Origin of the sequence: Pseudoxanthomonas sp. z9 (assembly GCF_006542425.1) — a bacterium.
In the GTDB taxonomy this organism is placed as follows: domain Bacteria; phylum Pseudomonadota; class Gammaproteobacteria; order Xanthomonadales; family Xanthomonadaceae; genus Pseudoxanthomonas_A.
Genome location: NZ_VFID01000003.1, coordinates 285,167 through 301,307, shown reverse-complemented (window position 1 = coordinate 301,307; position 16,141 = coordinate 285,167). Strand labels below are relative to the sequence as shown.

The 16,141-nt window shown below is 68.4% G+C and carries 7 protein-coding genes; 6 read left to right on the top strand and 1 reads right to left on the bottom strand.

Annotation, left to right across the window (positions count from 1 at the left end):
* Window positions 1-73 precede the first annotated feature (73 nt).
* Window positions 74-2,947, top strand: a complete 2,874-nt coding sequence (locus FG323_RS03795; protein WP_141453105.1) for a ThuA domain-containing protein — start codon at window positions 74-76, stop codon at window positions 2,945-2,947.
* Window positions 2,948-3,783: 836 nt separating this feature from the next.
* Here the strand turns inward: FG323_RS03795 and FG323_RS03790 are convergent.
* Window positions 3,784-4,986 (bottom strand): amino acid aminotransferase, encoded by a 1,203-nt coding sequence (locus FG323_RS03790; protein WP_141453104.1) that lies wholly within the window; start codon window positions 4,984-4,986, stop codon window positions 3,784-3,786.
* 211 nt (window positions 4,987-5,197) lie between these two features.
* Here FG323_RS03790 and FG323_RS03785 point away from each other — a divergent pair, with 211 nt between their 5' ends.
* The 5 genes from FG323_RS03785 (at window position 5,198) to epmA (ending at window position 16,115) form a co-directional block, all read left to right on the top strand.
* Window positions 5,198-8,107, top strand: a complete 2,910-nt coding sequence (locus FG323_RS03785) for a DUF748 domain-containing protein (protein WP_141453103.1) — start codon at window positions 5,198-5,200, stop codon at window positions 8,105-8,107.
* A 175-nt stretch (window positions 8,108-8,282) separates the two neighbouring features.
* The gene (gene smc / locus FG323_RS03780) at window positions 8,283-11,786 is read left to right on the top strand and encodes a chromosome segregation protein SMC (RefSeq protein ID WP_141453102.1); all 3,504 of its coding nucleotides are present in this window, start codon (window positions 8,283-8,285) and stop codon (window positions 11,784-11,786) included.
* A 32-nt stretch (window positions 11,787-11,818) separates the two neighbouring features.
* Window positions 11,819-12,553: a cell division protein ZipA gene (gene zipA, locus FG323_RS03775; protein ID WP_141453101.1), complete on the top strand. Its 735-nt coding sequence runs from the start codon at window positions 11,819-11,821 to the stop codon at window positions 12,551-12,553.
* Between the two features lie 251 nt (window positions 12,554-12,804).
* Complete coding sequence (gene ligA / locus FG323_RS03770; protein ID WP_141453100.1) at window positions 12,805-15,150, top strand: NAD-dependent DNA ligase LigA; 2,346 nt, start codon at window positions 12,805-12,807, stop codon at window positions 15,148-15,150.
* Complete coding sequence (gene epmA, locus FG323_RS03765; protein WP_141453099.1) at window positions 15,147-16,115, top strand: EF-P lysine aminoacylase EpmA; 969 nt, start codon at window positions 15,147-15,149, stop codon at window positions 16,113-16,115. The genes ligA and epmA overlap by 4 nt, the downstream gene beginning before the upstream one ends.
* Window positions 16,116-16,141 lie beyond the last annotated feature (26 nt).

Sequence of the window (16,141 nt, the reverse complement as noted above, 5' to 3'; positions counted from 1 at the left end):
GATTCCACTCGGCTATCGCCCGTCCTAGCCTCGTGCGCAGGGTTTGCGGATATCCGTCACGGGAGAGGGGCCAGTGCGGAAGAGAAACGGGAGAGGGGCGCGTGCGCGATTCCACGCCGCGCTGCGCGTCGGCCTTGCGCTGCTGGTGTTGCTGGCCGGCGCCTGTGACGGACCGGGCGCGGGCCGCAGGATCGTGCTGATCGGCGGCAGCGGCAGCGAGGGGCCCGGACGGCATGCTTACGCCGATGGCGTGCGCCGGCTGGCGGCGATGCTGGGCGAATCGCCGCAGGGGCGTGGTGCGCAGATCATCGTGTTCGAACAGGGCTGGCCGGCGGACTCCGCCGCATTGCGGGGCGCCTCGACCGTGGTGCTGTATTTCGATGGACTGGACCGGCATCCGCTGCTTGATCCCGCGCATCGCGAACAGTTGCGCGAGCTGGTCGGGCAGGGCGTCGGGCTGGTCGCATTGCACCAGGCCTCCACCGTGCCGGCCGGCGACGCGTCGCTGGATCTGCGCGCCTGGTTGGGCGCCGAACGCGTGGGCATGTTCGATCGCACCACCGAAACCGCGACGGTGTCGCCCGCCGATGCCGCGCATCCGATCACCCGAGGCGTGAACGCGTTCACCTACCGCGACGAGTTCTATCCGACCCTGCGCTTTGCCGCGAGCGGCGTGCGGCCGGTACTGCGCAGCACCCTGCACGCGCAGTACCGCGATGGCGCGGCCGTGGTGGAGGACCGCGCCGAAACGGTCACCGTGGGCTGGGCCTACGAACGCCCGGACGGCGGCCGTTCCTTCGGCTACAGCGGTGCGCATTTCCTGGAGGCGCTGGAGCAGCCGATGCTGCGGCGGGTGCTGTTGAACGCGATCCTGTGGACCGCCGATATCGAGGTTCCCGACGACGGCGCGCAATTGCCTGTACGCGTCGCGCCGGCATCGCCTGCGGCGGCCCTTACCTCCGGCGCGGTCACCGCATCGGTGCGGGATGTCACTACGTTCCATGCGGATCGTCAGCGCAGTGGCTGGCATCGCCAGGGAACCGGTCCCACACGGGCACAACTGGAAGACCCCTCGTTCGACCTGCTGTGGGAATCGCCGCCGCTGGACGCCCATGAAGGCCAGCCGCCGCGCCTGTACGCCTCGCCGTTGTACCTGGAACAGGTCCGCATGAGCGACGGCCAGCACCGCGGCCAGACGTTCAAGGTCGTCTTCGCCGCCAGCAATCATGGTTATGTGTACGCGATCAATGCCGGCAAGGCGGGCGACGTGGCCCCCGGGCGCATCCTGTGGCGCACGCGGCTGGCGCCGCCCTGCCATCTGCAACCCGCACCGCTGGATGCGGTGCCGACCGGCGTATTGAGCACGCCGGTGATCGACACCGCACGGGGACGGATTTACGTCACCAGTTGCGATCCGAAGGAGCGCTGGCAGGCGTACGCGCTGGACATCGGCAGCGGCAAGGTCATCGAGGGCTGGCCGGTACGCCTGGACGAGGCGCGTTTCAACGCGGTCAACGCCAATGCCGGCCCGGTTCCCGTGCCGCCGAAACGGCGCTTCGATTTCCGCGTGCAGCGCGGCGCGCTCAACCTGAGTCCGGACGGTTCGCGCCTGTACGTGACCTTCGGCGAGACCGAAACCGGCTGGCTGGTCGCGGTCGATACGTTGCGTCCGCGCGTGGCCAGCGCCTTCGCCGCCGTGGCGATGCCGCATCGTGGCAGCGGTGGCATCTGGGGCGCGGGCGGACCGGCGGTCGACGCGGCAGGCGATGTGTTCGTGGTCACCGGCAGCGGTTTCGATGGTTATCGAGACCAGCCGCACGACTGGACCCAATCGGTATTGAAGCTGTCCGACTCCGCCGCTGATGGCCTGCGACTGCGGGGAACGTACACGCCGTTCAACCACTGCGGCAGCGCGAAAATGGATATCGATCTGGGATCGGGCGGCGCCAGCCTGCTGGCCGATCTGGATCCCGCGCAGACCGCGACGACGCGCCTGATGGTGGTCGGCGGCAAGCAGGGCAATGCGTACCTGCTGGATCGCGATCATCTGCCCGGGAAACTGGATCGGCGTCCGGTCTGCGGCACGGATGCGGCCAGCGATGGCTCGCTGCTGGCGCCGTCGCTACAACCGCAGTTCGGTGGCCGCGGGCCACTCAACGTGTTCGGTCCGTACTCGGAGCAGGACGCGGCGATGGATCAGGCACGCGGGCGTTCCGTGCCCGCGTATCACCAGGATGAACATGGCGCGGTCCACGTCTACATGACCGGTAACACGCGGCGTGCGGAAGGTGCGCCGGACGCCGTCCCGCCGTCACTGGTCAAGCTGCGCGTGGTCACCGCGCCCGGACAGCCCGCGCACCTGGCGATCGCGCGCCGGCAGATGGAACTTGTCTTCATCAATCCAGGCTCTCCGGTGATCAGCAGCGACGGCGCACGGGATCCGATCGTCTGGGTCCTCGACGAAAACGCCCGCCGTTCCGCGCCATTGGCCGGTACCGACGCACCCGCGCCGGTCCTGTACGCGCTGGAGGGCCATACGCTGGAGTTGCTGTGGAAGAGTGCGCCGGGCCAGTTGCGTACCTCTGGCAAGTACAACGAACCGGTGTTCGCCCAGGGTGTGGTGGTGGTCGGGACGGATCGGATCCAGGCGTTTGGTCCAGGCGCACCCGTACGCGCGCAGCCAAGAATGGTCGACGATACGGCGGCAAGTGTTCCGCAAGCCCCGGTGGCGGCCGACTCGGGACTGGATGGAGAAGCCCTGTTCAAGCAGCGCTGCGCGGTTTGCCACGACCATCCGCAGGGCAACATTCCCCCGCGCGCGATGCTGGAAAGCCGCAGCCGCGCCTACATCGTCGACACGCTCACCCACGGCGCGATGCGCGCGCAAGCGGCGGGACTCAGTGCGAACGATATCGATGCGATCGCGGGGTATCTGGACGGGGATTGAGGGCTTCCGGACAAAGCAAAAGGCAAATCCCCCTCGGTCCCCCTTTTGCAAAGGGGGAGGAACGGCGAGGTCGCAAGCGGCGGGACTCAGTGCGAACGATATCGATGCGATCGCGGGGTATCTGGACGGGGATTGAGGGCTTCCGGACAAAGCAAAAGGCAAATCCCCCTCGGTCCCCCTTTTGCAAAGGGGGAGGAACGGCGAGGTCGCCGGCGGCGGGACTCAGTGCGAACGATATCGATGCGATCGCGGGGTATCTGGACGGGGATTGAGGGCTTCCGGACAAAGCAAGAGGCAAATCCCCCTCGGTCCCCCTTTGCAAAGGGGGAGGAATGGCGACGTTGCAAGCGGCGGGACTCAGCGCGAACGATATCGATGCGAGTGCGGGGTATCTGGACGGGGGTTGAGGGCTTCCGGATAAAGCAAAAGGCAAATCCCCCTCGGTCCCCCTTTTTGCAAAGGGGGAGGAACGGCGACGTCGCAGGCGGCGGGGCTCAGCGCGAACGATATCGATGCGATCGCGGGGTATCTGGACGGGGGTTGAGGGCTTCCGGATAAAGCAAAAGGCAAATCCCCCTCGGTCCCCCTTTTTGCAAAGGGGGAGGAAAGGCGACGTCGCAGGCGGCGGGACTCAGTGCGGACGATACCGATGCGATGGGTGTGGCGGAGCGTGGGATGCCCCCTTTGCAGCGCTTCCCAACAGCCGAATGGCTGATCAAAGGGGGCGGCCACCCGCGTGAGCGGGTGGCGGGGGATTTGCTTTTTGCATGGAGCCCAAAAGAAAACCCCCGGCAATGCCGGGGGTTCCAGATGGACCGCAGTGGAACGCGGCGGACTCAGCCGCGGCTCACCGCGTAGACCGCCTCGGCCACCTTGTCGATGTTCTGGCTGTTGAGCGCGGCCACGCAGATGCGGCCGGTGCCGATGGCGTAGATCGCGTACTCCTCGCGCAGGCGGTCGACCTGGGCCTTGCTCAGGCCGGAGTACGAGAACATGCCGGCCTGCTGCTGGATGAAGCCGAATTCCGGCGCGCCCAGCGCCGCCAGCCGCGACACCAGCCCGGCGCGCAGGGTGTGGATGCGCTCGCGCATGCCGCCCAGTTCCTTCTCCCAGCGCGCGCGCAGTTCGTCGCTGCCGAGCACGCCGGACACCAGCGCGCCGCCGTGGGTGGCCGGACTGGAGTAGTTGGAACGGATGGTGCGCTTGATGTGCGACTGCACGCGCTTGGCCTCGTCGCGGTCGGCCGAGACGATCGACAGCGCACCCACGCGCTCGCCGTACAGCGAGAACGATTTGGAATACGAACTGGCCACCACGAACGCCGGGATGCCGGAATCGGCGAACAGGCGGATGGCGGTGGCGTCGGCGTCGGTGCCCTGGTCGAATCCCTGGTAGGCGATGTCGATGAAGGGCAGCAGGCCGCGTTCCTTCACCAGTTCCACCACCTGCGCCCACTGCGCGGCGGTCAGGTCGACGCCGGTCGGGTTGTGGCAGCAGGCGTGCAGCAGGACCACCGTGCCCGGCTCCAGCGCGCCCAGGTCGGCCAGCATGCCGGCGAAATCCAGGCCATGGGTGGCCGGGTCGTAGTAGCGGTAATCGCTGACCTCGAAACCGGCGGTGCCGAACACCACGCGGTGGTTTTCCCAGCTCGGGCTGCTGATGGCGATCTTCGCCTGCGGCAGCGCGCGCTTCAGGAAGTCGGCGCCGATGCGCAGGGCGCCACTGCCGCCGATGGTCTGCGCGGTGACCACGCGGCCGGCCTCCAGCGCGGCGGAACCGGCGCCGAACAGCAGTTTCTGGGTCGCCAGGTTGTAGCCCGGCAGGCCGTCGATGGGCAGGTAGCCGCGCGGTTTGGCTTCCGCGGCCAGGGCCTGTTCGATCTCGCGGACCGAATCGAGCAGGGGAATGCGGCCCTGTTCGTCGTAGTAGATACCAACGCCCAGATTGACCTTGCCGGGGCGGGGATCGGCGTTGTAGGCCTCGGTCATGCCCAGGATCGGATCACCTGGAACCAGTTCGACGGATGCAAAGAGAGACACGGCGGTGTGACCAGTGATGAGGGAAGGGGTGCAGCGAACAAACTCCCGGATCCTAACAGGCCCGTGCCGGGCATGGGTCCGCGCAGTGCTGGCATGCCGGTCATCGGGCGCGCTAAGGTGAGTGCCCCGACGATTGGCCGGCGGTCGGCCCCATCGTCCCGCTCCGCCCGGTGTTCGCCGCGAAGGAGCCGACGCCACCAAGGAGCAGGTCATGCTGGGCTGGATCCGTCGTCGACTGCTTTGGCTCATCGTCCTGCCGTTGCTGGCGGTGGGGCTTTACGCGCTGGCGGGCTTCTGGTGGCTGCCGCGCTTCGCCCGCGCCGAGGCCACCGACTACGTCCGCGAGGAACTGGGCAAAGCGTTGAGCCTGGGCGAGCTGCGGTTCAACCCCTTCACCTTCCGCGCCGAGGCCACCGCGCTGGCGATACGTGAACCTGCGGCGACGGCGGGGCAGAAGCCGCTGGTGGCACTGCGCCGCGCGGTCATCGATTTCCAGATCTCGTCCCTGTGGAAGGGGGCCTGGACCTTCCGCGAGGTGACCCTGGACGGGCCCTACGCGCAGGCACTGGTGCGCGCCGACGGCTCGCTCAACCTGGCCGACCTGGTTCCCCCTTCCAAGGACGACAGCCCGCCACCGGACGTGCTGATTACGCATCTCGTCGTGGCCGATGGCGCGATCGATTTCGCCGACCGCAGCCGGCGCCTGCAACCGAGCAAGCGATTGGCGCCGATCCGGTTCGAACTGCGCGATTTCCGCACCGCGCAGGGCAACGGCAAGGGCGGTGGATTCCATCTGGCCGCCAGTGGCGATCAGGGCGAACGCTTCGACTGGCGCGGGCGGCTGTCGTTGCGGCCGTTCGCCTCCGACGGCGACCTCAGCGCGGCCAATATCCAGGTCGACACCGCCTATGCCTTCCTCAGCGAGGCGCTGCCGTTCGAACTGCATGGCGGCCGCTTCGATGTGGCCGGCCGCTATCGCTTCGCCGCCGGCACCTCGGCGGGCACGCTGCTCGAGGCGACGCTGTCCCGCGCGCAGGCCAGCGGCGTGGGCGTGCGCGTGCGCGGCGAAACCGGGAACGCCGCCACCCTGGGCGAGATCGCGCTGGCCGGCGCTCGTTTCTCGCTCGGCAAGCGCGAGGTCGCCGCCGATCGCCTGCGGGTGGGCGGCTTGCGGACCGCGCTGACCCGCGAGGCCGACGGCGCGATCAGCCTGATGCGATTGTTCCCGCCAACGCCGGACGCCGCTTCCGCGCCCGCCGACCCCGCGCCGGGGCCCGCCTGGCGGTTCAGCCTGGGCGAAGTGGCGGTGGAGGGCGCCGAGGTCGACGTGCAGGACCGCGCCGTCCGGCCGGCAAGCCGTTTCCGCCTGCAGGCGCTAACCGCCAGCACCCGCGGGGTCAGTCTGGATCTGGACAAGCCACTGCCTGTCGAGGCGTCGGCCACCATCAACGGCAAGACCCGGCTGTCCGTGCGGGGCGAAGTGGTGCCCGCCACCGTGGCCGGGCGCCTGCGACTGGACCTGGCGGGCCTGCCGTTGCGCGACGTGCTGGCCTACCTGCCGGATTTCCCCGCCCTGGAACTGCGCTCGGGCACCCTCGGCGCGAACGGCGAATTGACCTTGCCGGGGGATGGAAAGGGCGGCGCGGCCCTTGCCTTCAATGGCGAGGGGCGCATCGACGGCTTCTCGTTGCTGGAGCGGGCGGGCAAGCGGCAGGTGGTGGCCTGGGAGCGGATGGACATCGGCGGCCTGCGCTATGCGCAGGCACCGGATCGCCTGCGGATTGCGCGAGTGGTCTTGCGCAAGCCGTTCGCCATCGTGGCGGTGGAGCCGGATCGCAGCGTCAATCTCAGCCGGCTGTTCGCCAGCCCGGCGCCGGCCGCCGCATCGGCGGCGCCGTCCTCGTCGGGACCGGCGATGGCGATCAGGCTGGACGATCTGCAACTGGAAAACGGCACCATGGCGTTCGCCGACACCTCCATGGATCCCGGTTTCCGCGCCGACATCGCCGCCCTACGTGGCCATATCCGCGGGCTGTCCACCGCGCCCTCGGCGCAGGCCCGCGTGGATCTGCACGGGCAAGTGGTCAACCGTTTCTCGCCGGTGGAAATCTCGGGAACCCTCAATCCGTTCGCCTACGACGAGCGCACCGATCTGAAAATGAGTTTCCGCAACATCGACCTGCCCATCTTCAATCCGTACTCCGGCCGCTTCGCCGGCTATGCCATCGCCAAGGGCAAGCTCAGCACCGAACTGCATTACCAGATCGACCATCGCAAACTGCAGGCGGCCCACCATGTCGTGCTGGATCAGCTGGAATGGGGCGAGGCGACCGACAGCCAGGAAAAGGTCTCGCTGCCGATCCGGCTGGCGACCTCGCTGTTGAAGAACCGCCGGGGCGTGATTGATCTGGATTTGCCGGTGAACGGGTCGCTGGACGATCCGACTTTCCGGATGTGGCCGATCGTCTGGCAGATCCTGAAGAACATCCTGGTCAAGGCGGTGACCGCGCCGTTCGATTTCATCGGTTCGCTGTTCAAGGGCGCCGAGCAGGCGCGCTACGTCGATTTCGCCGCCGGCTCCAGCGAACTGGGCGAACCCGCGCGCAACAGCCTGGGCGCGCTGGCCAAGGCGCTGGCGGAGCGTCCGGCCCTGCGGCTGGACATTCCGGCCGGCACCGCCCTGGAAGGCGAGGCCGAGACGATGGCCGGGCAGCGGCTGGACGCGGCCATGCTGGGCGGGCGCAAGGGCGAGCCGGTCGCGATTGCGTCGCTGGAGCCCGGGGAACAGCGGGATCTGCTGGAGTCCCTCTATCGACAGCAACTGGGACACAAGCCGGAGATCCCGGAGGCGGCCGAGGAGGCCGGGCAGGAGGACCCCGATCGCAAGGCACGCAAGGCCGCTCGCCAGTCGGCCGAGGTGGCCTGGCTGCGCCAGGCGCTGCTGCCCCGATACCGGCCCGGCGCGGACGAACTGGCCGCGCTGGGGCGTTCACGCGCCAACGCCGTGCAGGAGGCGCTGCTGGCGGGCGGCGAGGTGGATCCCACCCGGGTATTCATCGACGCCGCCAAGGGACCGGCGGCGCACGAGAGCGGCGCGCGGCTGGAGCTGGGCCTGGAGTAGCCGGGGGCGGGCGGTCCCGCGCCGGGCCGGCGCCCGTTATACTCATCGGTCAATGCCGCAAGAGCAGTATTGGATTGCCATATAAATCAATTATTTGGCGACTCAACCTCATCCAGTCCAACAATTTGGCAGCGCACCGGCCGGCCGGTCGCGATGCCCGGAAAACCATCGCCGCATGCGCCTTTCGACCATCAAGCTGTCCGGTTTCAAGTCCTTCGTCGATCCGACCACGTTGCACCTGCCCACCAACATGACCGGCGTGGTCGGTCCCAATGGTTGCGGCAAATCCAACATCATCGATGCGGTCCGCTGGGTGATGGGCGAAAGCTCCGCCAGCCGCCTGCGCGGCGATTCGCTGACCGACGTGATCTTTTCCGGCAGCTCGGCGCGCAAGCCGGTGTCGCAGGCGACCGTCGAACTGATCTTCGACAACAGCGATCACACCATCGCCGGCGAATTCGCCGCGTTCAACGAAATCTCGGTCAAGCGCCAGGTCAGCCGCGACGGCCAGAGCAACTACTACCTCAACGGCACCAAGTGCCGCCGCCGCGACATCACCGACCTGTTCCTCGGTACCGGCCTGGGACCGCGCAGCTACTCGATCATCGAGCAGGGCATGATCAGCCAGATCATCGAGGCCCGGCCCGAGGATCTGCGCGTCTACCTGGAGGAAGCCGCCGGCATCTCCAAGTACAAGGAACGCCGCAAGGAAACCGAGACCCGCATCCGCCATACCCGCGAAAACCTGGATCGCCTCAATGATCTGCGCGAGGAAATCGGCAAGCAGCTGGAACACCTCAAGCGCCAGGCCAAGCAGGCCGAGCAGTACCAGGCCCTGCAGGAAGAGCGCCGGGTCAAGGATGCCGAATGGAAGGCGCTGGAGTTCCGCGGGCTGGACGTGCAGTTGCAGGGGCTGCGCGAGAAGCTGTCGCAGGAAGAGACCCGCCTGCAGCAGTTGATCGCCGAGCAGCGTGAAGCCGAGCGCAACATCGAAACCGATCGCCTGCGCCGCGAGGAAGCCGCCGAGGGCCTCAACAAGGCCCAGGGCGAGGTCTACCAGGTCGGCAGCACGCTGGCCCGGCTGGAACAGCAGATGCAGCACCAGCGTGATCTGGCCGAACGCCTGAAGAAGGCGCGCGACGAGGCCCACAACGCGTTGCAGGAACTGGGCCAGCACATCAGTGGTGACGAGACCAAGCTCAACGTGCTGCGCGAGAGCGTGGACGAGGCCGAACCCCGGCTGGCGCAGTTGCAGGAAGAGGACCTGTTCAAGCAGGACGCCCTGCGCGACGCCGAGACGCGGTTGTCGGACTGGCAGCAGCGTTGGGAAACCCATTCGCGCGAATCGGCCGAGGCCGCGCGCGCCGGCGAGGTCGAGCGCACCCGCGTCGATTACCTGGATCGCCAGGCGCTGGAAACCGAACGCCGCCGGGAGAATCTGGCCGCCGAGCGCGCCGGACTGGATCTGGACGCGCTGGCCGAAGCCTTCGAGCAATTGCAGATCCAGCACGACACCCAGAAGGAATCGCTGGAGTCGCTGACCGAGCAGGTCGAGTCGCGCAAGCAGTCGGCGGCGGGCGTGCAGGAGCAGCAGCGTGCTTCGCAGACCGAACTGTCGGAAGTGCGCAAGCGCGCGCAGGAAGCCCGTGGCCGGCTGTCCTCGCTGGAGACATTGCAGCACGCCGCACTGGGCCAGGAGCAGGGCGCGGCGATGAGCTGGCTCAAGGCGCGCGGGCTGGATTCGGCGGCGCGCGTGGGCGAGCGCCTGACCGTCGAGCCGGGCTGGGAAAACGCCGTCGAGGGCGCGCTCGGACAACTCATCGAAGGCGTGCTGGTGGATGCGCCGGAATCGCTGGTGGACGCCCTGGGCGAACTCGGCGAAGGCCGCATCGCGCTGGTGTCCGACGCACAGGCCGACTTCAACGTCGCGCCGACCTCGCTGGCGGCGCGGGTGCAGGGACCGGCGGCGGTGCGCCGTCTGCTGGCGCGCCTGCACGTGGCCGAGGATCTGGCCGAAGCGCGCCGCCTGCAGTCGCAGCTGGGCGACGGCGATTCGGTGATCACCCGCAGCGGCGAGCGCCTCGGCGCCGGCTGGGTGCGGGTGCTGCGTTCCGGCGCGGCCAAGCAGGGTGCATTGCTGCGCGAGCGTGAAATCCAGGGCCTGCGCGCCGAAATCGAAGCGCTGCAGACCCGCGAGGCCGAACTCGAAGAACGCCTGGCCAACCTGCGCGACCAGTTGCTGGCCGCCGAGCAGCAGCGCGAGGACGCGCAACGCGCCCTGTACCTGGCGCATCGCGGCGTGTCCGAACTGGCCGGCCAGTTGCAGAGCCAGCAGGGACGGGTGGAATCCACCCGCCACCGCATCGACAAGATTGACCAGGAAATCGCCCAACTGGTGGAAACCCTGGACGGCAGCCGCGAGCAGGCCCGCGAGGCGCGCCTGCGGCTGGAGGAAGCGGTCACCGCGATGGGCGATCTGGAATCGGCCCGGCAGGGCCTGGAATCCGAGCGCCGGCAACTGGTGGAAGCGCGCGATCTGGCCCGCGAGGCGGCGCGCGCATCGCGCGACGCCACCCATGCGCTGGCGCTGACCCTGGAATCGCAGCGCACCCAGATCATCTCCCTGAGCCAGGCGCTGGATCGGATGGGCGGCCAGCGCGGCCAGCTCGATTCGCGGCTGGAGGAACTGACCCTGCAGCTGAGCGAGGGCGACTCGCCGGTGCAGGAACTGGACGCCCAGCGCCAGGCGGCGCTGGAAGAACGGGTCAACGCCGATCGCCGGCTGGCCGAGGCGCGCTCGGTGCTGGAAGGCATCGACAACGAACTGCGCCAGTACGAGCAGACCCGCCACCAGCGCGACGAGGCGGCACTGGCCCAGCGCGAGCGGATCTCCCAGCGCAAGCTGGACCAGCAGGCGCTGGCGCTGAAGTCCGAACAGTTGTCGCAGGGGATTGTTGCCGCCGGCTTCGTCGTCGAGGACGTCATCAACACCCTGCCGGAAGTGGCCGACGCGCGCGAATGGGAGCAGGCCGTCACCCAGATCGACTCGCGCATGCGCCGGCTGGAACCGGTCAACCTGGCCGCGATCCACGAGTACGGCGAGGCCTCCCAGCGCGCCGAGTACCTGGAAGCGCAGCACGTCGACCTGACCACCGCGCTGGAAACGCTGGAGGAGGCCATCCGCAAGATCGACCGCGAGACCCGTGGCCGCTTCAAGGACACCTTCGATCGGGTCAATGCCGGCGTGCAGGCGCTGTATCCGCGCCTGTTCGGCGGCGGCCACGCCTACCTGGAACTGACCGGCGAGGATCTGCTGGACACCGGCGTGGCGATCATGGCGCGTCCGCCCGGCAAGCGCGTTTCCAACATCTCGCTGCTTTCCGGCGGCGAGAAGGCGATGACCGCGGTAGCGCTGGTGTTCGCGATTTTCCAGCTCAATCCGGCGCCATTCTGTCTGCTGGACGAGGTGGACGCGCCGCTGGACGAAGCCAATGTCGGCCGGTTCACCAACATGGTGAAGGAGATGAGCGAGAAAGTGCAGTTCCTGTTCGTCAGCCACAACAAGGCGACGATGGAAGCCGCGCACCAGCTCAGTGGCGTTACCATGCGCGAGCCCGGTGTGAGCCGACTGGTGTCGGTGGACCTGGAAGAAGCCGCGCGCCTGGCCGGCGCGGCCTGAACCCCTGATCAAACCCTGGCGGAGAATCCGACGTGTCCGACATGGCAATGCTTCGAATCGGCATCCTGATCGCCGGCGCAATCCTGATTGCGGCGATCATCTTCTTCGGCCGTCCCAAGAAGCCCAGCCAGGGCCGGCGGCTGGAACCGACGGAACGCGACAACGCGCGCGTCGAACCCAGCCTGGCCACCGACGAGACGGCCTACGAGACCGATCGCGATTACTCCGGTGACGACGTCAGCCAGCCCGAACTCGGCCTGGCCGGCGGCACCCCGACCGCCGCCGACAGCCACCTGGGCAAGCGCGCCACCCAGGACTTCGACAAGATCGTCTCGCTGTACGTGGCGGCCCGCGCCGGCCAGGTGCTGCGCGGCGAGGACATCGTGGTGGCGGCGGAGAAGACCGGCCTGATCTTCGGCCACATGAACGTGTTCCACCGGCTGATCGAAGGCCACCCCGAGCGCGGTCCGATTTTCAGCATGGCCAACATCATGCAGCCGGGCAGTTTCGACATGGCCAACATCCGCGAGATGGAAACCCCGGCCATCGCCTTCTTCCTGACCCTGCCGGCGCCGGTGAGCGCACTGGAAGCCTGGGAGAAGCTGCTGCCCAACGTCGAGCGCATGGCCGAACTGCTCAACGGCGTGGTCCTGGACGACAGCCGCAACACCCTGGGCCGCCAGCGCATCCAGCACATCCGCGAAGAGCTGCGCGCCTACGACCGCCAGCACGAAGCGCCGCCGCTGACCAAGCCGCCGCGCTGGTAAGCCGGGCCGCCCGGGACCTGTGACGGGGCCGCCCTGGCCGGGTCCTGCATCCGCCCGCCAGGCTGCTTCCGCCGCGCCGCCCCCAACGCGGCGGTCATATCTCCCGAATCGCCCGGATCAGAACACGTCGGATCAGAACACCTCGGATCAGAGCAGGCCCGATAAGAACACGCCGGATAAGAACACGCCGGATAAGAACACGCCCGATAAGAACACGCCGGCTTTGCGGCCCTCCGTCCTACAATCCCGCCATGACCGCACCCACACCCGCCGACCGCGCCATCGAGCTGCGTCGCCTGCTCGACGATGCCAACTACCGCTACCACGTCCTCGACGAACCCAATATTCCGGACGCCGAGTACGACCGCCTGCTGCGTGAGCTGGACGAACTGGAAGCGGCGAACCCGGATCTGATCACCCCGGACTCGCCCACCCAGCGGGTCGGCAACGCGCCTTCGGCCCGGTTCGCCGAGGTCCGCCATGCGATTCCGATGCTGTCGCTGGGCAATGCCTTCAGCGACGAGGAAGTGCAGGACTTCGTCCGCCGCATCGCCGAAAAGCTGAAGCGGCCGCACCTGTTGTTCTCGGTCGAACCCAAGCTTGATGGCCTGGCGATCAGCCTGCGCTACGAGGACGGCGCGTTCGTGCAGGGCGCCACGCGTGGCGACGGCGCCACCGGCGAGGACGTCACCGCCAACCTGCGCACCATCAAGGCCATTCCGATGCGCCTGCGCGGCAAGGGCTGGCCGCGGGTGCTGGAAGTGCGCGGCGAGGTGTACATGCCGCTGGCCGCGTTCCGCGCCTACAACGAGCGCGCGCTGAAGGACGGCGGCAAGGTGCTGGCCAATCCGCGCAACGGCGCGGCCGGCTCGCTGCGGCAGCTGGATCCGCGCATGACCGCGCAGCGCCCGCTGGCGTTCTACGCCTATGCGGTCGGGCTGGTCGAGGGTGGCGACCTGCCGGCGAGCCATTCGCAGACCCTGGCGCGTCTGCGCGAATGGGGCTTCCCGGTCAGCGCGGAGAACCGCGTGGTCGACGGCGTGCAGGGCCTGCTCGATTACTACAGGAGCGTCGGCGACAAGCGCGACGCGCTACCGTTCGACATCGACGGCGTGGTCTACAAGCTCGACGACTACGAAGGCCAGCGCGAGATGGGTTTCGTCTCGCGCGCGCCGCGCTGGGCGATCGCGCACAAGTTCCCGGCGCAGGAACAGATGACCGTGCTGGAATCGATCGAGGTCAACGTCGGCCGCACCGGCGCGGTCACGCCGTGGGCGCTGATGCAGCCGGTGCAGGTCGGCGGCGTCACCGTCACCCGTGCCACCCTGCACAACGCCGATCAGATCGCCCGCCTGGACGTGCGCAACGGCGACACCGTGATCATCCGCCGCGCCGGCGACGTGATTCCGGAAGTGGTGCGGGTGGTGCTGGAGCGCCGCCCCCCCGGTACCCAGCCATGGTCCATGCCCACGCGGTGCCCGGTATGCGGTTCGGAAGTGGTGCGCGAGGAAGGCGAAGCGGTCTGGCGCTGTTCCGGCGAACTGACCTGCGCCGCGCAGCGCAAGGAGGCCATCGGCCACTTTGCCTCGCGCCGCGCGATGGACATCGAGGGCCTGGGCGAGCGCTACGTCGAGGTGTTGAGCGATCTGGGCTATGTCACCTCGGTGGCCGACCTGTACCGGCTGACGGTGGATGACCTGCTGGAGATGAAGCGCCGCGCCGACGAGCGCGACGGCACCACCCCGGAAACGGTGAAGGCGGGCAAGGTCGCCACCAAGTGGGCGGACAACCTGATCGAGGCGATTGACCACAGCCGCACGACCACGCTGGAGCGCTTCCTGTTCGCGCTGGGCATCCAGCATGTCGGCGAAAGCACCGCCAAGGCGCTGGCGCTGTGGTTCGGCGATCTGGAATTGATCCGGCGCATGCCGTGGCCGCTGTTCAAGCGCGTGCCCGACATCGGCGGCGAAGTCGCGCGCTCGCTGGGCCATTTCTTCGACCAGCCCGGCAACCAGCAGGTCATCGACGATTTGCTGTCGCGCGGCGTCACCCTCACCGACGCGCACCCGCCGCACCCGAAACTGCGCGACGATCTCGGCCTGGCCGCGCTGCTGGTGGATCTGGAAATCCCCAAGGTCACCCGCGTGCGCGCCGAGCAATTGGCCGCCGCGTTCCCGCGCGTGGAAGTGCTGGTGGATGCGCCGGCGCACCAGTTCGTCAGCGCCGGCCTGCCGTCCGAATCGGCCAACGCGCTCGCGGCCTGGCTGGAAGCGCCCGAACACGCCAGGCTGCTCGCTCACGCGGGCCGGGTGGTGGAGCACCTGCTGTCGATCACGCCCGAAGGCGACACCGGCCCGGCCGGCCCGCTGGAAGGCAAGACCGTCGTGCTGACCGGCGGCCTGGCGGCGATGAGCCGCGACGAGGCCGGCGCGAAACTCGAGGCGCTGGGGGCGAAGGTCGCCGGCAGCGTGTCGAAGAAAACCAGCCTGGTGGTGGCGGGCGAGGCCGCCGGTTCCAAGCTGGCGAAGGCGCAGGAACTGGGCATCGAAATCTGGGACGAGGCACAACTGCTCGAGTTCCTGGCCCGGCACGCATGAACTGGCAGCCCTCGGCACGGTTCGAGGCCATCCGCCTGCGTGCCCGCCTGAACGCCACGTTGCGAGCGTTCTTCGCCGCGCGCGACGTGATGGAAGTGGAGACGCCGGTGATGTCGCAGGCCGGCAACACCGATCCCAACATCGCTTCGTTCTCGCTGGAATTCGGCGGGCATGTCGATGCCGGCCCGCGCCGGCGCTGGCTGCGGACCTCGCCCGAATTTCCGCTCAAGCGACTGCTGGCGGCGGGGCTGGGCGATTGCTACGAACTGGGACGCGTATTCCGCGACGGTGAAGCGGGCGGCCGCCACAACCCCGAGTTCACCATGCTGGAGTGGTACCGGGTGGGCTGGGATCACCAGCAACTGATCGACGAGTGCGCGGGCCTGGTGCGCGAGTGCCTAGCGCTGGTGGGGCGCGACCTGCGCCTGCGCCGGGTGGCCTACCGGGATCTCTATCGCGAATCGCTCGGCATCGATCCGATGCTCGACGACATCGATGTCCTGCGCAATGCGCTGGCGGACGTGCGCATCGACCCCGAAGGGCTGGACCGCGACGACTGGCTGGATCTGCTGATGACCCATCGGCTGCAGCCGGCATTTCCCGCCGATCAGCTGCTGGCGCTGTACGACTATCCGGCCTCGCAATGCGCGCTGGCGCGCGTGCGCGCGGACGCGGTGCTGGTGGCCGAGCGCTTCGAGATCTACCTGGGGCCGCTGGAAGTGGCCAACGGCTATCACGAACTGGCTGACGGCACCGAACAATCAAGGCGCTTCCTTCGCGACGTCGCCGTGCGCCAAGCCCGTGGACAGGGTGCGCCGGCCATCGATACGCGCCTGCTGGCGGCGCTGGATGCCGGCTTTCCGGACTGCGCGGGCGTGGCCCTGGGGGTGGATCGCCTGCTGATGGCGATGCTGGATACGCCGCGCATCGCCGACGTGCTCTGCTTCGATTTCGCGCGAGCCTGAGTGGCGGCCAAACGTCTTCGGGCAGC